15 protein-coding genes are annotated in these 19,093 nt (G+C 72.2%); 7 read left to right on the forward strand and 8 right to left on the reverse strand.

The genetic code is table 11. The annotated features are described in order from the left end of the window. Window positions 1-234: 234 nt before the first annotated feature. Window positions 235-1,914, reverse strand: a complete 1,680-nt coding sequence (locus tag Vqi01_RS23900) for a right-handed parallel beta-helix repeat-containing protein (protein ID WP_204037094.1) — start codon at window positions 1,912-1,914, stop codon at window positions 235-237. 153 nt (window positions 1,915-2,067) lie between these two features. Between Vqi01_RS23900 and Vqi01_RS23905 the strand changes: the two genes are divergently transcribed. The 3 genes from Vqi01_RS23905 to Vqi01_RS23915 are packed head-to-tail and all read left to right on the forward strand — an operon-like array spanning window position 2,068 to window position 4,186. Next, on the forward strand, window positions 2,068-2,451 hold the full coding sequence (locus Vqi01_RS23905; protein WP_204037095.1) for a YwqJ-related putative deaminase: 384 nt from the start codon (window positions 2,068-2,070) through the stop codon (window positions 2,449-2,451). Then, window positions 2,448-2,933: an SUKH-3 domain-containing protein gene (locus tag Vqi01_RS23910; RefSeq protein ID WP_204037096.1), complete on the forward strand. Its 486-nt coding sequence runs from the start codon at window positions 2,448-2,450 to the stop codon at window positions 2,931-2,933. The genes Vqi01_RS23905 and Vqi01_RS23910 overlap by 4 nt, the downstream gene beginning before the upstream one ends. After that, complete coding sequence (locus Vqi01_RS23915) at window positions 2,927-4,186, forward strand: SseB family protein (RefSeq protein WP_204037111.1); 1,260 nt, start codon at window positions 2,927-2,929, stop codon at window positions 4,184-4,186. Before Vqi01_RS23910 ends, Vqi01_RS23915 begins: the two co-directional genes overlap by 7 nt. A gap of 211 nt (window positions 4,187-4,397) precedes the next feature. Here Vqi01_RS23915 and Vqi01_RS23920 read toward each other — a convergent pair whose 3' ends face one another. The 5 genes from Vqi01_RS23920 to eccCa all read right to left on the reverse strand — a co-directional run bounded on the left by Vqi01_RS23920 (window position 4,398) and on the right by eccCa (window position 12,905). Then, a complete protein-coding gene (locus tag Vqi01_RS23920; protein ID WP_204037097.1) occupies window positions 4,398-4,964 on the reverse strand; it encodes a hypothetical protein in 567 nt (188 codons plus the stop codon). 23 nt (window positions 4,965-4,987) lie between these two features. Beyond that, window positions 4,988-6,280 carry a type VII secretion-associated serine protease mycosin gene (mycP, locus tag Vqi01_RS23925; RefSeq protein ID WP_204037098.1) on the reverse strand — a complete coding sequence of 431 codons (1,293 nt, stop codon included), beginning with the start codon at window positions 6,278-6,280 and terminating at the stop codon, window positions 4,988-4,990. Window positions 6,281-6,386: 106 nt separating this feature from the next. After that, window positions 6,387-8,144 (reverse strand): WXG100 family type VII secretion target, encoded by a 1,758-nt coding sequence (locus tag Vqi01_RS23930; RefSeq protein WP_204037099.1) that lies wholly within the window; start codon window positions 8,142-8,144, stop codon window positions 6,387-6,389. A 37-nt stretch (window positions 8,145-8,181) separates the two neighbouring features. Then, a complete protein-coding gene (locus tag Vqi01_RS23935; protein ID WP_204037100.1) occupies window positions 8,182-8,811 on the reverse strand; it encodes a hypothetical protein in 630 nt (209 codons plus the stop codon). 131 nt (window positions 8,812-8,942) lie between these two features. Then, window positions 8,943-12,905: a type VII secretion protein EccCa gene (gene eccCa / locus Vqi01_RS23940; protein ID WP_204037101.1), complete on the reverse strand. Its 3,963-nt coding sequence runs from the start codon at window positions 12,903-12,905 to the stop codon at window positions 8,943-8,945. A 169-nt stretch (window positions 12,906-13,074) separates the two neighbouring features. Here eccCa and eccD point away from each other — a divergent pair, with 169 nt between their 5' ends. Then, a complete protein-coding gene (gene eccD / locus Vqi01_RS23945) occupies window positions 13,075-14,463 on the forward strand; it encodes a type VII secretion integral membrane protein EccD (RefSeq protein ID WP_204037102.1) in 1,389 nt (462 codons plus the stop codon). Between the two features lie 7 nt (window positions 14,464-14,470). On the opposite strand, the gene Vqi01_RS23950 is transcribed toward eccD, so the two are convergent. Beyond that, window positions 14,471-15,220 (reverse strand): SUKH-3 domain-containing protein, encoded by a 750-nt coding sequence (locus tag Vqi01_RS23950; protein ID WP_204037103.1) that lies wholly within the window; start codon window positions 15,218-15,220, stop codon window positions 14,471-14,473. 142 nt (window positions 15,221-15,362) lie between these two features. Between Vqi01_RS23950 and eccB the strand changes: the two genes are divergently transcribed. The 3 genes from eccB (at window position 15,363) to Vqi01_RS23965 (ending at window position 17,580) form a co-directional block, all read left to right on the forward strand. Beyond that, window positions 15,363-16,790 carry a type VII secretion protein EccB gene (gene eccB, locus Vqi01_RS23955; RefSeq protein ID WP_204037104.1) on the forward strand — a complete coding sequence of 476 codons (1,428 nt, stop codon included), beginning with the start codon at window positions 15,363-15,365 and terminating at the stop codon, window positions 16,788-16,790. Between the two features lie 157 nt (window positions 16,791-16,947). Continuing rightward, on the forward strand, window positions 16,948-17,277 hold the full coding sequence (locus tag Vqi01_RS23960; protein ID WP_204037112.1) for a WXG100 family type VII secretion target: 330 nt from the start codon (window positions 16,948-16,950) through the stop codon (window positions 17,275-17,277). 12 nt (window positions 17,278-17,289) lie between these two features. Continuing rightward, entirely contained in the window at window positions 17,290-17,580 is a 291-nt protein-coding gene (locus Vqi01_RS23965) for a WXG100 family type VII secretion target (protein WP_204037105.1), read from the forward strand. Window positions 17,581-17,708: 128 nt separating this feature from the next. Here the strand turns inward: Vqi01_RS23965 and mycP (Vqi01_RS23970) are convergent, their stop codons facing one another. Next, window positions 17,709-19,007, reverse strand: coding sequence for a type VII secretion-associated serine protease mycosin (mycP, locus tag Vqi01_RS23970; RefSeq protein ID WP_239098618.1), 1,299 nt, complete (start codon window positions 19,005-19,007; stop codon window positions 17,709-17,711). Window positions 19,008-19,093 lie beyond the last annotated feature (86 nt).

Consider the following 19,093-nt stretch of genomic DNA (forward strand, 5'->3'; position numbering starts at 1 on the left):
CGCGCCGCTTCTCCCGATCCGCGCCGCTTCTCCCGATCCGCGCCGCTTCTCCCGATCCGCGCCGCTTCTCCCGATCCGCGCCGCTTCTCCCACCCGGCCCACGCGGGCCTGCGGCGACCTCGATAATCCGCGCAGTTTCGGGGAAGTTGCTGCGTCACGGGTGAGCTGACACCGCAACTTCGCCGAAACTGCGGTGTCAGCCGGTCCCGGTCCCGGTCCCGGTTCCGGGCGGGCTCAGCGCCCGATCGCGGCCTGCACGTCGGCGACGGTCACCGTACGCAGCTCGTCGAGGCTGGGCCGTTGGCCGGACTGGCGCAACCGCTGCGCCTGCGCCTTGCGGACACCCTCGAACAGTTTGCGGGCCTCGCGGGCGTTGCCGAAATTCTGGTCCCGTTCGATCGTGCCGAAGTGCTCGCGGAGCACCTCCGCGACGCCGTCGGCGAGGAGGTACTCGTCGCCACTGGCCATCCGCTGCACGATGACGACCAACTGCTCCGGGGAGTAGTTGCCGAACTCGATGGTCTTGGCGAATCGGGAGGCCAGACCCGGGTTGGCGTCGAGGAACTGGAGCATCTCCCCGGTGTAGCCAGCGGCGATCACGGCGACCTCGTCGCGGTGATCCTCCATCAACTTCACCAGCGTGTCGATGGCCTCCTGCCCGAAGTCAGCGCTGCCGCCCGACGACCGGGAAAGGGTGTACGCCTCGTCGATGAACAGCACACCGCCGCGCGCCTGGTCGAACGCCCCGGCGGTCTTCTCGGCGGTGTGGCCGATGTACTGGCCGACGAGGTCGCGCCGGGACACCTCACGGAACGCCCCACCGGGCAGCGCGCCCAATGCCGCGAGCAGGTCACCGTAGATGCGGGCCACAGTGGTCTTACCGGTACCGGGTGCGCCCGCGAAGATCAGGTGGTGGCTGACCGCGCCGACCGGCAGCCCCGCGCTGCGCCGCCACTCGTTGACCTGGATTTCGTCGATGAGGGCGCGGACCTCCTCCTTCACCGACTCGAGGCCGACCATCGCCTCCAGGTCGGCCAGCAGCTTCTCCACCCGGGCGGTGTCCTGCTGGGCGGCGGCGCGGGCAGCGTCGGCGCCGTACGTGGCCTTCCGGCTCGCCGTACCCTCCACGATGGTCGGGTTGGCTCCCTCGGCGATCTCGATCGCCGGCTGGGCGGTGTTCTCGGTGCTGCACTCCTCGACCGTGCCGTTGCAGCCACGGCCGAAGGAGACCGCCGGGCCCCGCGTGTCGCGGATGCGGCAGCGCCGCAGGACCGGGGTGCTCTGGTGCACGACGGCCACCCCGGCGTGACCGGTCTGCGAGATGTCACAGGCCTCGATCGTGGGCCGGCCACCCTGGTAGACGTAGATGCCGCGGTTGCCGCAGCGGGTCACCGTGGTCGTGCGGATCGTCGGGGCGGCTCCGATCCGCACGATGATGCCGTCCTCGCTGAGGTCGGCGAACTCGCACCCCTCGACGGTGCCGTCGGAGTCCTCCACCACCAGGCCGTAGCGGCCGCTCGTGACCCGGCAGCGGGCCAGCGTGAACTCCGTACGGCCGGCCAACTGGATCGCTGCGCCGAAGTTGGCGCTCAGCTCGCACCCGGTCATGGTGAGCGCCGCCCGGTCGGCCACGACGACCGGCGCGTCACCCGCCTTGAGGACGAGGTCGCGCAGCTCCAGCCGACCCGAGTTGCAGGACACCGTGGGGTACGTCCCGGAGGAGGCGTCGATGGTGACCGTTCCCGCGCCCTGCGCGGCGACGACGGTGACGCCTCGATCGTTGATGAACAGGGCCTCGTAGTAGGTGCCGGGACTGACCGACACGACAGTGTCGTCGGTGGCCACCGCCAGGGCCTCCCCGATCGAGGGGTAGGCGCCGGGCTGGTCCGGGGAGACGAGAAGGGTGCGCGTCATGGCTCCGGGCTTCGTACGACGGCAGGAGGGGTTGCGCCGACGATATCCCAGGCGCCCCACACCGTGGAGCCCCGCATCGTGCGGCGCTCGCTAGGCTCGCTGGCGGAACCGGACCGGCCCCGGGTCGGATCCCTGTCGATAACGGGAGGACGGATGGCGCAGCTGCGGATGCTGCCGCTGGCGGCGGGTGCGCTGCTGGTCGACGGCACCGTCCACACCCATACCTCGGTACGCGGCGACGTACCGCCCGAACTGCATCCGGTGATCCGGCGCTTCCTGCACGGGCTGCCCACCGGGCAGCGCGAGCGTTTCGCCGGCTGGTGCGCCGAGCCGGTGCTGATCTCCGACCGGTTGTACGCCGCCGAGGCCGGTGGGCCGCCGCTCGAAGCCGCCCGGGCCCGCTCGCTGCTGTGGGGCGCGAAGGTCCGGGTCACCCGGGTGCGGGAGGAGGGCGACCCGCGCCACGGCGAGGCCCAGCCGCCCTGTCGGTCGTGCGCGGCTCTGCTGGACTGGTTCGGCATCGAGGTGCTGGCATGACCGAACGTTTTCCGTCGCTGGTGGCCGAGACTCTCGCCGCCGCCGGCTGGTCGCCCGGCCGGCGTGATGACGCCCGGGCCCGCGAGTGGGCGCTGCGCATCGCCGCCGACGCCGCGCCGGACGGCCGCCAGCACGTCGTGACCCCCGCCGCCATCGAGGCGTACGCCGAGTTCGGTGGGCTGCGCGTACGCCCGCAGGGTGAGGGCGAGCAGATCGCACCCAGTGCCTTCGACCTCGATCCGTTCCGGGTACGGCACTCGGTGGCCACCCTCGCCGAGTTGGCGGAGGTGACCGGGGCGCCGCTCGCCCCGCTCGGCGAGGAGGGCGACGGCACCGGCATCCTCGCCGTCGACGAGCAGGGCCGGGTGTTCGTACTCGACCACACCGGGGACTGGTTTCTCGGGGCGAGCGTCGACGAGGCGATCACCGCGCTGGTGCTCGGCCGTCAGCCCGAACGGGTACGCGGGGATGGCACCTGGTGACCGGCTGGCAGCCGAGCACCGCCACCGAGCGGGCGCTGGTGGCCGCGGCCGAGGCGGACGACCGGGAGGCTTTCCTGGCCGCACTCGGCGCCGGCCCGCTGTTGCTGCCCGTGTCGCCAGCGGCGGCGACCGGCGGGGAGCCGGTGGCCTGGCCGACGGGCCAGCACGACGGGGTGACCCATGTGATCGCCTACACCTCGTCGGCGGCGATCGCCGCCGGACTGCCCGGCGAGTCCGTCAGCTACCACGTCTTCGGGCTGGCCGACCTCGCCGTCGACTGGCCCGACGACGACTGGGCGCTGGCCGTCGACGCCGGGCTGCCCATCGGCGTCCGGCTCACCGCCGACGAGCTGCGTACGCTCGCCGCACCCGCCGTCGAGGCCGAGCGACCGCTGCGTGAGGCGATCCTGCGGCAGGACCCGAACGCCCTGATGTCCGCGCTGCTGCGGGCCGAGCTGGCGCTGCCGCTGCGACCGGACGCCCCGGCGACCCGGGATCTCGCCGACCCGGAGTTCCCGTGGTGGAGCCTGCCGGACGAGCAGGGCCGGGTCAGCCTGCCGGTGTTCACCTCCGAGGCCCGGCTGCGGCAGGCGCTCGGAGATCGTGAGCTGGTGGTGGTCAGCAGCCTCCAGCTGACCGAGCACTGGCCGGACCGGTCCTGGCAGCTCCTGCTCAACCCGGACACGCCGCTGGCCGCGGCGCTGCCCGGCGAGGCGGTGCTGACGCTGCGCGACTGGCTCGGCGAGCTACGGCAGGTGGTCACCGAGGCGGCCGAGCAGGAGCAACGCCGCCAGCAGACGGCCGCGTACGCCGACCCGTCGGCACTGGGCGTACCGGTGCCCCGGCCGGCGTCGGAGGCGGAGGTCGATGACGAGCCCGACCCGGATGTGCCACTGATGCTGCAACTGGTCATCCCGCACCGGTATCTGCCGTCCTACCTCGACGACGGCTACGACCGGGCGGCCGGGCTGGTGCACGCCTGGCACGGCCCGGGGCGGGACACCCCGATCCGGCTCTACCGTCGGTTGGGACTGCTCGGCGAGGGGTCGCCGTTCGAGGAGTCGGACGAGTGGGTGGCCGTCCTGCGTTGGCCGCCCAACGAGGCCACACCCGAGGAGTGGGGCCAGGGCCGGCCCCGGATGGAGTCGCTGGTCGTCCCGGACGGCACCGAACTGCACTGCCTGCACCAGGACGGCCGTGACGAGCTGCTGGCCCGCTTCGACGCGGCTGACCGCCGCTGGTCGCCGGCCTGATTCCTCGCGGTTCGCCGAGCCGGCGTCCGGCCCGAGCTGAGACGTCGTCCTGGCCGGCCCGCGGCATCGGCTGGCCGCATTGGCCGGGTCCGGTCCGTGGCATGGCCGGGTCCAGTCCGTGGCATGGCCGGGTTCGGTCCGCGGCACTGGCCGGTCTGGGGCGTTGGCCGGTCTGTGGCATTGGCCGGTCCGGGGCATCGGCCGGGCCGGGTCAGCGACGGCGGGCGGCGAACCAGGTGCGGGCCGGCGGGCTCTTGATCAGAGCGAGTGACACGCCGGCGAGGCCGCCCACCACCAGCGGCGTGACCATCGTGGGGTGGTAGCTCAGCTTGCCCTGCATCAGCAGCGTGACGATGACGACGACGAAGAGCCCGAAGGTGAAGCCCGCCGGCACGGCCAGTCCCTGGGCGTTGTCGCCCGTCCAGGCCATCAGGACCCCGATCGAGGCGAGGAACACCACCAGCAGGGCGAGAGCGAGCACGGCCGCTCCGATGCCGACCACCAGGAATCTGCCGAGCCCGTCACCCTCGGCCTTCATCATCGCGCGGAAGAAGCCGATCCCGGCGATCAGCCAGGTGACGACCGACGGCACCATCAGCAGCACCGCGAGGGTGACGACGAACGGGCGCCGGCGCGGTGGCGCCGGCTCGCTCTGCGGCGGGCCGACGATCGGGGCGGGGCCGGGAACCGGCGAGGAGGCGTGGCCCGGGGCCGGGCCGAGAATCGGGGACGGGCTGTGGATCGGTGGCGGAGACTCTCCGGCTGGTGTGGACGGCATTGCTGCCTCCTCGGGGCGGGCGGTCAGCCGGGCGGTCGGCGCCAGACCTCGTCGTCGGTAGCGCCCATGGGTTGGCCGGCTCCGGCTGTCGGCGTCCCGGCGACCGGTGGCGTGCCGGCGCTCCCGGGTGCTGCCCCGACCGCTGACAGCGGGTCGTTCCCGGCCAGCATGGCCCGGCGCCGACGTGCGCGGCGGCGCAGTCTGACGATGGCCACCACGACACCGGCGAGGACGGCCAGGATCGCCAGCCAGACCAGCACCACGATCACGGTTTCCTCGGCCCCGGGACCCTTGATGGCGCGGGCAGCGGCCAGCTCCTCGTCGATCTCCGGCTCCTGCGGGGCTGCCGCCCGGGCGCCGCGGCCGTCGGGTTCACCGGTGAGTGCCTGCCGGATGTCGAGTACGCCCCATCCGTAGTACAGGTCCTTGCCCGGGTCGCCCGCGTCCTGCGTGGTCTCCAGCAGGCGCTGGAACATCTCGTGCGCGGTCAGGTCCGGGTACTTCTCCTTGATCAGGGCAAGCGCGCCCGAGACGATCGCGGTGGCCCCGCTGCTGCCGGTCGCGGTGACGTACCTGCCGCCGGGGGCGGCCTGGACGATGTCCTCGCCCGGCGCGGCGATGTTGACCTCCTCGGCCGGCAGGGCCGCCTCCTTGCTGATGACCCCCTTGCGATCGGTGCCGTTGACGGCGATGGCGCCCGCATGCCGGGCCGGATTTCCGATCAATGAGTCCTTGCGGTTGCCGACGCCGGCGACCACCACGACGTTGTTCTGGTACGCCCGGTCGACCGCGCGGTTGAGTTCCTCGTTGAAGCTGCTGGACAGCGACACGTTGACGATGTCCGCGCCGGCATCGACCGCCCAGTTGATGCCGGCGGCGAGCGCCGTCGGTGCGATCAGGGGGCTGCGTTCGCTCTTGACGGTCACCGGGAGGATCTTGGCCTTCGGAGCGACGCCGAGTACGCCGTTGCGGTTGCCCGGCCCGTGCCCGTGCCCGGCGATCAGCGACGCCATGCCGGTGCCGTGCCCCTCCCGGTCGACACGGCCCTTGGTGTCGTCGTCGTAGAGGTCGACGCCGGGCAGGACATTGCGCTCAAGGTCCGGGTGCTTCGCGTCGACTCCGCTGTCGATGACCGCCACGACGATGCCTTCGCCCTGGCTGAGTTTGTGCATCTCGGCCAGCCCCAGGGCCTTGACGTGCCACGAGTCGTCCCTGGTGGAGTCCGCCAGGGCGGGCGCGGCAGGCAGGGTGAGGGCGGCCAGGACGCCCACGGCGGTGAACGCCGCGGCGGCTGCCGATCGGGTGAGGACACGCATGCCCGTCTACCTTCCTCTGTGGGTCGTCGCGCCGGACGACCTGGCGTGGACGGTCACCGCATGGTACGGGCCGGCCACCCGAGGTTGCGTGACCGGCCCGCCCTGGTCAGCTCTGGCCGAGCGCCCTGCCCTGCTCGCGGGGGCGTTGCTCCGTCGGAGCCTCGACCACGCCAACGGCGGACGACTCGGTGTCCCACAGTTCGTCCCCGTCGCCGTACTCCCAGGTCTCCTGTTGCCCGGCGTGCGGTACGGCCTTGTGTGGGCCCGGCGTGACCGGCCCGCCGCGTCGGCCGCCGAGCGACGGTGCCGGACCGGTGGCCGGTGCGGGCCGGGCGCTGCCGGCCCGGCCGCTCAGGTCCGGCCGTGCGCCGCTACCCGGGGCGCCCGGGCCGGTGGCTGGCGTCGCCGGCTTGCCGGTGGGCGTGACTGGCGGCTTGCCGGGACGGCCGGTGAGCGGGGTGCCCGCGCTGGGCGGGGTGCCCGGCGCGGTGCCCCGCTGGCCGGGGCGGGCCGTGGAGCCGGGCAGTCGCGGACTCGACGGTGGTGGGGTGGCCGAGACCCCCGGGCGGGCCCCGGTGCCCGGCCGGCTGGACCCGAGCCCGGGCCGACCGCCGCCGGTGTTGCCCGGCAGCGTCGGACGGTTCGGGGCTTGGCCACGCCGGCCACCGGGCGGCGGCGCCCCAGACCCGCTGCCGGGGCCACCGGCCCCGGGAAGTGTGGGACGGTTCGGGGCGGGGCCGCGGCTACCCGTGGTGGGGGGACCGCCCGATCCCGGCAGGGTGGTCCGCGGGGCGTTCGGCCGGCCTCCCGAGCCCGGCGAGGACAGGCCGGGGTTCGTCGGCCGGGGCCCGGGACCGGCCACCGGTGGCACGGCCGGACCGGGAGGTGGGGGCGTGCTCGGCGTGTTGACGGTAGGCGGCGGGGCGGGTGCGGGCCCGGTGGGCGCAGTGGGGGTGGCGGTGCCCGCGAGGCCGACACCCTCCGGGAGGTTCGGGGGCGGCGGGGTGGTGGGCGCGGTCGGCCGGTCGCCAAGGTCCGGCTGGTTCGGCGAGTCCGGGCGGTTCGGCATGTCTGGGCGGTTCGGCTGGTCCGGCCGGCCGCCCTTCAGCTTGGGCTTGCCCGGCGGGGTGCCGGGTGTGCCCGGCTTGCCCGGCCTGACGGGCCGGGGAATCGCGTTCGGGTTGGTGGCGACCGCGTCGGTGGGGCCCTTGAACTTCCCGCCTCGGGAGAGGTTGGAGATGTAGACGTCGATGTAGAGGTCGGCCAGTGGCTTCGCGATGTTCTTGGCGCGCTGGTGGTACTCGTTCTGTACGTCCTCGTACGACTTGCCGTCGTTACCCGTGACACCCGGGATCCAGTCGATCAGGTCGGCCGCTTGGAATCCTTCGTCCTTCTTGCGGCGCTCGCTCTGCCGGATCTGCTCGGCCCGGTACTCCTCCCAGAGCTTCTTCATGTCGCGCTGGCTGGTTTCGATCTTGCTAGCAAGCTGCTCCAGGCCGGCGGCGTTGTTGGTGGCGACGTTCTTCCACTCGTCCAGCGAGTGCAACGTCGCGCCCACCCGGGACATGAAGACGCGGGCCGCGGGCGACTTCCACCGGGCGTCCAGCGCGTCGGCGTGACGCTTGAGATTGTCCCGGGTGGACTGCAGCAGGCTGGCCGCCCGCCGCCACGTCTCGGCGAGCGCGGTGGTGCGCTCGTCGCTCTCCTTGCGGACGTACTCCCACATCTGCTCGATGTTGACGGAGTCCCACGCCGTGGGCTCGTACGGCGCGGCCTGTGCGGCGCGATCGGCCGCGTAGTCGTCCGACACGCCGGAGTACGGGTGGTAGCTGATCGGCTGCCAGCCGTAGTAGTCGTCGGTCATCCCCGCTCCTCGACTCCTGTGTCCCTACCGTTTCCGACTACAGGTTCGACTGGTCCAGCCGGAGTTTCTCATCATGCATGCGCTCGCCGTCACCGTGAACCAGGTATGCGCCCGAGCCCTCGCCGATGACCTCGGGCTTGGCCCACTGCGGGGTCTCCTCCCGATTGTCCCCGGGTATGTGATCGGGCGTGCAGATCTGAGTGCTGTCGTACGGGCTCGTGGTCGCCGGGTTGAGGGCCGCCTCGGGAATGTTGCCCGTCGGATCCTCGCCGTTCTTCTGCCACATGCCGCTGAGGGTCTGCTGGCCGTCCACGGCCTCGAACGCGTTCAAGACGTCCTCGTTGGTGGCCTGCGCGAGTGCGTCCCCGGTGAGGTACTCCGCGGAGATCGACATCGCCGCCACGCTCAGCGCGGCGAGGCCCTTCATCACGTCGCCCATCAGATGGGACACCGCCATCCGGCTCTCGTCGTGCCGGCCACGGAAGAACGCGGCCTCCTTGAGCCCGCCGCTGCCGAACGGCACCTGCACGGTGAGCATGGGGCGGACGCCGTTCTCGAAGCTGGGTTGGAAGTTCTTCTCCAACTCCTGCTGGATGGCCTGCGCGAAGTCTTTGAGTTGTTGGATGTCGACATCAATGTCTTCATCGACGAGCCACTCGTCGCCCATGTTCCCTCCCCCGATCGCTCACATGGTGCCGGCGCGGCTGCTCGTTCCTCGGAAAAGCCGAAGTCGCGCAGCCGCGCACGATAGGTCCACTCTGGCCGACGGTAGCTTGATCGAGCAACCCCGTGCGGTGTTCACGAGCGCGGCGGAAGGTTCACCAACTGCACCAGCTGGGTACCGCCGCGCCGGGACACCAGCCAGCCTCGACCGGGTGGCAGCGGTCCGGGGCGGACGGTGCCGAGCAGCACCCCCTCGTCCCGGTTGCCGGACATCACGATGCCCGGCGTGCTGATCTCGCGCAACCGCATCAGCACCGGCTCGTAGAGTGCGCGGCTCGCGCCGCCGGTGCGACGGGCGACGACCAGGTGCAGGCCGATGTCCCGGGCCTGGGGCAGGAACTCCAGCAGCGGGGTCAGCGGGTTGCTGCCCGCGCCGGCGACCAGGTCGTAATCGTCGACCAGCACGTACAGGTCGGGGCCCTTCCACCAGTCGCGGGCACGCAGCCGCTCCGCGCTGATGTCCGGCGGGGGCAGTCGGTCCCGCATCACCGCGGCCACCTCGGCCACGATGCTCTCGGTGACCTGGGCGGTCGAGCCGTAGCCGATCAGGTGCGGTGTGTCGATGTCGCCGAGCAGGCTGCGCCGGTAGTCGACGATGACCAGTCGTGCCTCGGTCAGCTCGTGCCGGTCGACGATCGCCTGCGCGAGCGCCCGCAGGAAGGTGCTCTTACCCGACTCGCCGTCGCCGAAGAGGATGAAGTGCGGATCGGTGGCGAAGTCCAGGTGAACCGGCTGAAGGTCGACCTCGGCGATGCCGATCGGCACCCCGGGGCGTCCGGTGTTCGGCAGGCTGCCGTACGGGACGGTCGGCGGGAGCAGGCGGATCGGCGGGGCTCCCGGCCCCTGCCAGGCGGCGGCCAGGTCGGTGACCAGCTTGCGGGATCCCTCGGGCAGGCTGTCGGCCTCCTGCGCACCGTCGGCGCGCGGCAGTGCGGCCAGGAACTGCTGCCCGTCCGGCGTGATGCCCCGGCCCGGTGACTTCTCCGGCACGTTCATCGCCGCCCGGCGGTCCAGGTTGGAGTCGCTCGGGTCGGCCAGCCACAGCTCCAGCCGGGTACCGAAGACGTCCCGGACGGCCGGGCGCAGGTCCATCCAGCGGCCGGCCGTGACGATCAGGTGGATGCCGAAGGAAAGCCCTCGGTTGGCGATGTCGGTGATGGTCGCTTCCAGGTCCTCGAACTCCGCCCGCAACGCCGACCAACCGTCGATGACGAGGAAGATGTCGCCGAACAGGTCGTCGTTGTGCTGACCGTGCCGGCGAGCACGCCGGTACGCGGCCATCGAGTCCACGCCCCGCTCGGCGAAGCGCCGCTCCCGCTCACCCATCAGCAGTTGCAGCTCGGCGATGGTGCGGCGGACCAGGCCGGCGTCGAGGCGGGTCGCCACCGAACCGACGTGCGGCAGGTCGCGCAGCGACGACAGCGCGCTGCTGCCCAGGTCGAGGCAGTACACCTGCGCCTCGCGCGGAGTGTGGGTCAACGCCAACGACGTCACGATCGTCCGCAGCAGGGTGCTCTTGCCGCTCTGCGGACCGCCCACGATCACCGCGTGGCCCGCCGCACCGGCCAGGTCGAACCAGAGCACCTCCCGGCGCTGCTCGAACGGCTTGTCGACGATGCCGACCGCCACCTGCAACTCGCCGAGCAGGCCGGCGTGTGCCACGGTGATCCCCCGGGCCGGGTCGGCGGACAGCGGCGGCAGCAGCTGGTCCAGCGTCGGCGGCTCGGCAAGCGGCGGAAGCCACACCTGGTGGGCCGGCTTGCCCCGGCCGACGAGCCGCCCGACCAGGATGTCCAGCACGCTCTCGCCGACCCCGTCGGCCGGCTCCGGAACCTCCTCCTCCTTCGGCGTACGGGTCACCGGCGGAGCAACGTAGGTGGTGGTGTACTCGCGTACCTGGTCCTCGCCGCCAGCGGCCGCGACGGCCGCGGCGGTCTTGCCCCGATAGACGCCCGAGACGTACGCGGCCTTGAACCGCACCAGCGGCTCGGTGCCGAAGCGCAGGTAACCGTGGCCCGGCGAGCGGGGCAGCTCGTACGCGTCGGTGGCGCCGAGCACCACCCGGGACTCCATCGCCGAGAAGGTCCGCAGACCGATCCGGTACGACAGATGGGTGTCCAGCCCGCGCAGTCGGCCCTCCTCCAGCCGCTGCGAGGCCAGCAGCAGATGTACGCCCAGCGACCGGCCGACTCGGCCGATCTGCACGAACATGTCGATGAAGTCGGGCTTGGCGGTGAGCAGCTCGGAGAACTCGTCGCAGATGATGAGCAGGCTGGGCAGCGGTGCCAGTGGGGCGCCCGCCGCCCGGGCCTTCTCGTAGTCGCGCTGCGAGGCGTAGTTGCCCGCCGAGCGGAGCAGCTCCTGCCGGCGTACCAGCTCGCCGTTGATGGCGTCGGTCATCCGGTCCACCAGCGGCAGCTCGTCGGCCAGGTTGGTGATCACCGCGCTGGTGTGCGGCAACCCGTCCAGCCGGGTGAAGGTGGCGCCGCCCTTGAAGTCGACCAGGACGAAGTTGAGACTCTCCGAGGAGTGCGTCGCCGCGAGCGCCAGCACCAGGGTGCGCAACAGCTCGGACTTGCCGGAACCGGTGGCGCCGATGAGCAGCCCGTGCGGGCCCATGCCGTCCTGCGCCGACTCCTTCAGGTCCAGCTCCACCGGTGCGCCGTCGGCACCCAGGCCGATCGGCACCCGCAGCCGGTCGCGGTTTGGGCGCGGCTGCCAGGCCCGGTCGACGTCGAACTCGTACGGGTCACCGATGCCGAGTAGCTCCTCCAGGCCGAGTTCGGTGGCGAGCGGGGCGTCGCCGCTGGCCCGGGAGGCGGCCGACAGGCGCAGCGGGGCCATCTGCATCGCCAGGACTTCGATCTCCGCCAGCCGGCAGTCGTCGGCGCGGCCGATCTCGGCCTGCCCGTCCACCGTCATGCTGTGCAGTTGGCGGTCCGCCGTCGCGTCAAGCACCAGTCGCGCCCGGTCGAGCAGGCGCGGCGGCGGAGTGGAAAGGTCGAGCAGCGTGACCCCCTCCACGCCGCCCTCGGTCATCAGGTGGTCCGAGCCGGCGGTGTCGCCACCGTCGATCACCACCAGCACGTGCGGCCCACCGACCTGAGGCGCGCCGCCGCTGGCGTTGAACCGGGGTCGACTGGCCAGCACGTCGTCGAGCATCGCCTCCAGGCCGGTGATCGAGCCGGACACCAGTCGCAGTTGGCCGAGCGCGTCGGTACGCGACGGGTGCAGGGCGTGTGGCAGCCACTTCGTCCACTCCCAGTCCGCCCGCCGATCCGGCGAGACACAGACCGCGACGAGCATGTCGTCGGGCGCGTGGAACGCGGTGGCCTGGGCCAGCATCGCCCGGACCATGCCCCGGGCGGCGTCGGCATCGCCTTGCAGATAGACCCGCGCGAAACCGTTCAATGCCATGGTCACCGGCAGATCCGGCACCTCGCCGTAGGTGGTGAGGAAGCGGCGCAGGGCCAGCGCACACATCGGCTCCAGCTTCTCCAGCGAGGTCGCCGGCGGTGGCACCAGCGGCGTGGCCAGTTCCTGCGGCCCGAGGCCGATACGGACGGTGGCGAAGTCCACGTCGCCGCGACGGCGCTCCCAGAGCCGTGGCCCCAGCGGCAGAGACCAGAGGATGTCCGGATCCGGGTGCCGGTAGAAGGCCGCTTCCCGCTGCTTGCGGATCGTCTTGAGGACCCGGCGACGCTGGCGCGACAGGTGCGTCATGTACTCCCGGCGCTTCTGCAGCATCTCCTGCTTGCTGGGGCCGCCGGCATTGTTGGTCAACTGGGAGCCGAGCATGCCGATGGCGGAGAGCCCGAACAGGCCGCCGGTCACATAGCCCAGGGTCGAGCCGCCCCGGCCGGCGAACATCAGCGCCATCGCGAAGGAGCCGGCGAGCATCGGCAGCATCATCATCATCTGCCCCCACCCCTTGCCGCTCGGTGCCGGCACCTCGGGCGGCGCCTCCAGCAGCACCTCGCCAGAGGGGTACTCCGGCTCCGGCTGCCGGGCGGGTCGCTTGACGACCACCGTGCTCACGTGACAGACCTCCGTCGCCTCTCGTGGGCGTGGCGGGCACGCCCGGCACCCCCGCACGCTCGGCCGCCGTCGTGAACCGGCACCCGCGTCACCGGCACATGGTAGGTAGCCTTCTCCCGTCAAGGACAACCGCGGGCCGTCGGCCCGCTCCTCGTACGAGGGGTCGTCAGTGGTCACCCAGGCCGGAACCGGACTCGCACGCATCGCCATCGTCGCTCCCAGCCGACGGCTTGATCTCGCTCTACCTGAGCAGTTGCCGCTCGTCGGGCTGCTGCCCGCCGTGTTGCGACAGGCCGATGAGGAACCGTCGGACGGCACCGCCCACGGTGGATGGACGCTGCGCCGCACCGACGGCAGGTTGGTTGATCTGACCCGTACGCTTGCCGCGCAGAACGTCCGCGACGGCGAGACGCTGCATCTGGTGCCCCGCCGCACCGAATGGCCGGAACTGGCGTACGACGACCTGATGGAGGCGGTCGCCGACGGCGCCCGGCGGCGCGGTGTGGCCTGGACCCCGTTCGCGACCCGGTTGACCGGCCTGATCGTGGCCGGAGTGCTGCTGCTGCTCGGCCTGCTCGTGATCGTGATGTCCGAGGAACCGGGCTGGCTCGGCGGCGCGGTCGCGCTCGGTGCCGCCGTCCTGCTCCTGCTCAGCGGGATCGTGCTGTCCCGGGCGATGGCCGACTCCCTCGCCGGCGCGGTCGTCGCCGCCGCCGGCCTGCCCTACGCCTTCGTCGGCGGTGTGCTGGTGATCGGCACCGGCGAATCGGTGTGGGCGCTGGGCGCACCGCACATCCTCCTCGGCTCGGCCGTGCTGCTGTTGTGCGGGCTGCTCGGCCTGCTCGGCGTCGGTGACGCGACCCGGGTGTTCGTGGCCGCGGTCTTTGTCGGCTTCTGGGGCATGGTCGGCGGGCTGCTCGCCCTCGGCTCCATGGACGCCGCCCAGGGCAGCGCCATCGTGATCGGCGTGGTGGCCCTGCTGCTGCCGGCCATGCCGCTGCTCTCCGTGCGCCTCGGGAAGATGCCGATGCCGGCGCTGCCGCGGAGCGCCGAGGACCTGCTGCGCGACGAGCCGCAGCCGAAGCGGGAGACGATCTACCAGGCCACCGCGCGGGCCGACGAGGTGCTCACCGGCATGATCTTCGGGGCGTTCCTGGTGACCATCGGCTGCCTGGTCGTGCTCAACATGACCGGCACACTCTCCGCCCTGCTGCTGGCCGGAGTGATCTCGCTGGGCTACCTGCTGCGGGCCCGGCTGGTGCCGACCGTCCGGCACCGGGTGCCGATGCTCGCCGTCGGCCTGGCGGGCCTGGGCCTGCTGCCGCTGGTCGGTGCCGCCGGCGCGTCGACCGCCGCGCGGGTGCTGGCCGTGCTGCCGGTGGCGCTGGTCGCGGCCGGGCTGTCGGCCGCCGCCGGGCTCGCCTACAGCCGGCGCGCCCCGTCGCCCCGGCTGGCCCGGCTCGGCGACGTGTTCGACATCCTGCTCCAGCTCGCGATCGTGCCGCTGGCGTGCAGCGTGCTGGGCCTGTACGCGTTCATGCGCGCCATCAACGGCTGACCGTCGCCTAGCCCCAGTCGAGGTCGCTGGCCTCGGTCAGGTCGCCGCCCCGAATCAGCTTCGCGATGGCGGAGTCGATGTCGGGGCCGACGAAGAAGTCGTCGGCCCAGTGCAGCATGAAGACCCGCCCATGGGCGTCGACGACCAGTTCGGAGGGGCCGTCCTCGTTGTTGCCCAGCGGGTAGACCGGGTTGTCGTACTCCTCGGCGAACGCCCGTGCCGCCTCCGTCACCACCCCACCCAAGGTGGGGTGGATGTAGCTCGTGAAGCCGCCTCCCAGGCGGCCGCTCCGGCCGAACTGGGGCAGTTGCAGACCGCCGAACTCGACCATCGCGGCTCGCGCGACCGGCGGGCACTCCAACCCGACCAACTCGTTGGCGAAGCGGACCATCCAGTGGTCGACCGATGCGGTCACGTCGCGGCCCGGGAACCAGCCGGCCTTTTCCAGCACGTGCCGGGCCTCGGGCGGGAAACGACCGTCGGCGGCGCGGTGTCGCGCGTACTCCTCGGCGACCAGTGGCGCGGACAGCGACCGCCACTGAGAGACCTCACCGGTCTCGCGGTCAATGACTGCCCGGGGAAATCCGGTGGACGGTGGTGGGGCGGGTGGGCCATCGGTAGCAGGTGCGCCCGGGAGAACGCGCCAGGTGACGTAGCCGAGATCGAATTCGTACAGCTCCACCTCTGGTGCGGGCCCCGGCCTGCCGGCGCTGGCCCACTGACGCGCGATGGACAGGGCCTCGTCGCGACTGATCATCGAAGACTCCTCGGGCTACCGTCGTCGGGTTCCACCGGCGGGGCGCCGGGTGCGGGCACCGGCCGTCTCGACGCCGTGCCTATGGTAGGCACCGCGCTCAGGCATACGTGACCGTGCCGGAGTACGCAGGGGGAGGGGTGCCATGCCGTCGCGGCGGGACCAGGTCCAGTCGTACCAGTTCTTCGTGCAGCGGATGACCTCCGCGTTGGTGGCACGCGAACCCGACCCGGAGGCGGCACCGTTCCGCCGGCTCGGCGGCGCCGGGTTCGCCAGCGTGATGGTGGCAGTGCTCTGCCTGGCCGCCGTCGGTGTCTACGGCCTGCTGCGCCCTGGCGGGGCGACCAAGTGGAAGGAAGGCGGCGCGGTCATCGTGGAGAAGGAGACCGGCACCCGATATCTGTACCGGGACGGTCGCCTGCACCCGGTGCTGAACTACGCCTCCGCCCTGCTGGCCATGGAATCGGCCGTGCCGACCGTCTCGGTCTCCCGCAACTCGCTGGTCGGCACCCCGCGTGGCCCCCGCATCGGCATCCCGTTCGCGCCGGACGCGCTGCCGGCGCCCAACCGCATCCTGGACGGGCCGTGGACCCTGTGCACCCAGCCGGCCCGGGACGCGGCCGGCGGGACAGTGGCCACCACGGTGCTCACCGTCGGGCGGGCACCCACCGGTGGGCGGGATCCGGGCGACGCCGCGCTGCTGGTTCGCGACCGCAAGACCAGCCGGCTGCATCTGATCTGGCGGGACCACCGGTACGAGATCCGCAACGAGAAGATCGTGCTGGAGGGTCTCACCATGAGCGCCGAGCCGGTGGTGGAGGTCGGCGGGGCGTGGCTCAACGCACTGCCCGCCGGCCAGCCGATCTCGCCCCGCCGGGTGGCCGACCGGGGCCAGCCCTCGACCGCATTGCCCGACGCCCGCATCGGTCAGGTCTTCATGGTGGAGAGCCAGGGCGGCACCCGCCAGTACTACCTCGCCGAGCGGTCGCGGCTGGTCCCGATCACGCCGGTCCAAGCGGACGTGCTGATGGCGGACCGGGAGACGCAGGCGGCGTATCCGGGCGAGGCGAAGCCGTTCCCGATCGAACTCGCCGCGGGTGCCGCCGCCGCTGCTCCGAAGGCGGCAGCGCCGGACCAGGGACGGCACCGTGCACCGGAGCAGCGGCCGGAGATCGCCCGGCTGGTCGGTGACCAGCCGGCGGTCTGTGCGGCCTACCAGCCGGGCCAGAACGAGCCGACGGTGCTGCTCGACGCGCAGGTCCAGCCGGTACGCGAACCGGTGCGCACCGGTGAGCAGACCGGCGACGGCATCCCGCTGGCCGACCGGGTGGTCATCGAGCCCGGGTTCGGCGTACTGGTCGCCGCCGTACCCTCGCCGGAACAGGAAACCGGCACCCTCAACCTGGTCACCGATATCGGCTACCGGTACCCGCTCGCCTCTGATCAGGTGGCGGCGATGCTCGGCTACTCGGAGGTGCAACCGGTGCGGCTGCCCGCCAGCCTGGTGGTGCGGCTGCCCGCCGGCCCCGCCCTGGACCCGGCGACCGCGAAACTGGCCCTCGACCCCGAGTAGCCGGACCAGCCACAATGGAGCCGCGAGCGGCCGTCCGGGCTAGCGCCGGCTGGACGTGAACCGATACCGTGCGTATGAAGATGGTGCTTGAGCACCGACTGACACGCCGCCCCCGGCGAAGCGGGGCGATCGAACGAGGACGGGGGTGACTTCCGCCATGTCGATGCGTACCGACACCGGCTTGATGCTGAAGACCGAGGGTGACGTCGATGCCGTCGCCGACCGGCTCACCGGCAACCTCAATTCGCTGATGGACCAGCTCGCGCCGCTGTACGACCAGTGGAAGGGCGCGGGTGCGGGTTCCTTCCAGCAGGTGCGTGAGCGGTTCGACCAGGACATGGCCCGGCTCAACGTCGCGCTGCGCGCGATCGCCGAGGCCGTGGGATCGGCCGGTAAGGACTACGACGTCAGCGACGAGGAGATCCGGGCCGACATGGACAGCGCGGGTGCGACCGCCGGTCAGATCACCGCGGCACTGAAGCTCTGACGGGGGAGAATCATGACGGAGATTCGGTACAACTTCGCCGGTCTGAACGCGGCAGCGGACAGCTGCAGCGGTGCGGTCCGGAACATGACCGGCGAGTTGGACGGGCTCAAGTCCGGCATCGCTCCGCTGCTGGCCACCTGGGACGGTGACGCCCGCGAGGCGTACTTCCGCCGGCAGAGTGAGTGGGAGTCGGCCGCCAGCGACCTGCGTGACCTGCTCGGCCGGATCGAGAAGGCGCTGCGCGAGTCGGCCGCCAAGATGCAGGCCCGCGAGGCGGCCAACCGGTCGAAGTTCGGCGGCTGAAACGCTGCCTACCGCACCTTGATGGCCCGGCGCGAGCCGGGCCATCGTCGTTCTCGCCCACCAGGCGACCGACTGCCCGGACCGGCCGGGGCAGCAGGGCCGGCGGGCCGGGGGTTCCGCCGCTGCCGTCAGCCGCGGGGCGTCGAGGTCGGCACCCGGAAGAAAATCTCCTCGGGCTCGTCGATCTCGCGAGGGGGCGCAGGGGGCGCGGATGGCCGGGCAGGTTGCCAACGGGTCCGCCGACCGCGCGGCAGCAGGACGGCCAGCGCCGCCACCGCGACGGCGATCGTGGCCAGCACCAAGCCGATCCAGAGCGCCAACCGACCGAAGACCGCCCAGCGCTCGGAACGCGCCTGTGCCGCCGCGTCGTAGGGCACGTCGGGCAGCGGTGGTTGGGCCACCGGCGCCCCGGTGGTGAGTCGTTCGGTGACCGCCCGGTATGGATTGACCACCCCGTTGCCGTAGCCACGCTCCGCGTCGCCCAGGGCCGGATCGGCGGTGGCCAGCAGCCGTTTGGCGACCTCCTTGGCCGACAGGTTGGGCTCGGCGGCGCGGATCAGCGCGGCGGTCGCGCTCACCATGGGGGCGGCGAAGCTGGTCCCGTCCCAGACGGCGTGACCGACCAGCCGGGTGGCCGCCACCACCCCGCCACCGGGGGCGACGATGTCCACGTACGGCCCGATCTGGGACTGCCGGATCCGCACCCCGTTCCGGTCGATGGCGCCGACACCGATCACCCCGTCGTACGCCGCCGGATAGGGCACCGGATCGGGGCGGGCACCGTCCTGGTGCTGGTTACCGGCGGCGGCGACCAGCACGACGTCCCGCTCCAACGCGTACCGGACGGCCTGCTCCACGTCCGGGTCCGGGTGGTAGAGCGTCACCGACATGTTGATCACCTTGGCGCCGTCGTCGACCGCGCGTCGGATCGCTCGCGCGAAAACCGCGCCGGTGACGGTGTCGCCGGTGGCCCCCGGACCCTCGTTGGCGTTCCGCTCGCTGACGCGGATCGGCATGATGGTGGCGTCCGGTGCCAATCCGTGGAAGCCGACTCCGTCCTGCCGACCGGCAGCGATGATGCTGGCGACGGCGGTGCCGTGCGAGACGCAGTCCACATCACCCCTGGCCGTGCTGTGCAGCGCGTCGAAGCCGTTGGTGACCCGCCCGGCCAACTGCGGATGACTGCTGTCGGTGCCGGAGTCGATGACCGCGACCCGCACTCCCGCACCGGTGCTGAACGGCCAGACCCGCTGCGGCGCGAGCCACCGCTGGTGCCAGGGGGTCTCGGTGTTGACCTCTCCTGGATCGCTCGGATTCTGACAATTCGCCGGATTGGCGCGGGCCGGAGTCGCGGCGGGGACCGCCAGCGCCGTGGTCAGCATCGCCCCCACCAGGGCGAATGCCGCCATTGGACGGTCGCGGAACATGCCGGTGCGGTCCTCTCCCTCGGCTCTGCCGGTGCATCCTAACGACGAGCGGCCGCAGTCCGACTGCCCCGATGTCGCGTCTATTC

The organism is Micromonospora qiuiae (assembly GCF_016863555.1).
Lineage (GTDB): Bacteria > Actinomycetota > Actinomycetes > Mycobacteriales > Micromonosporaceae > Micromonospora > Micromonospora qiuiae.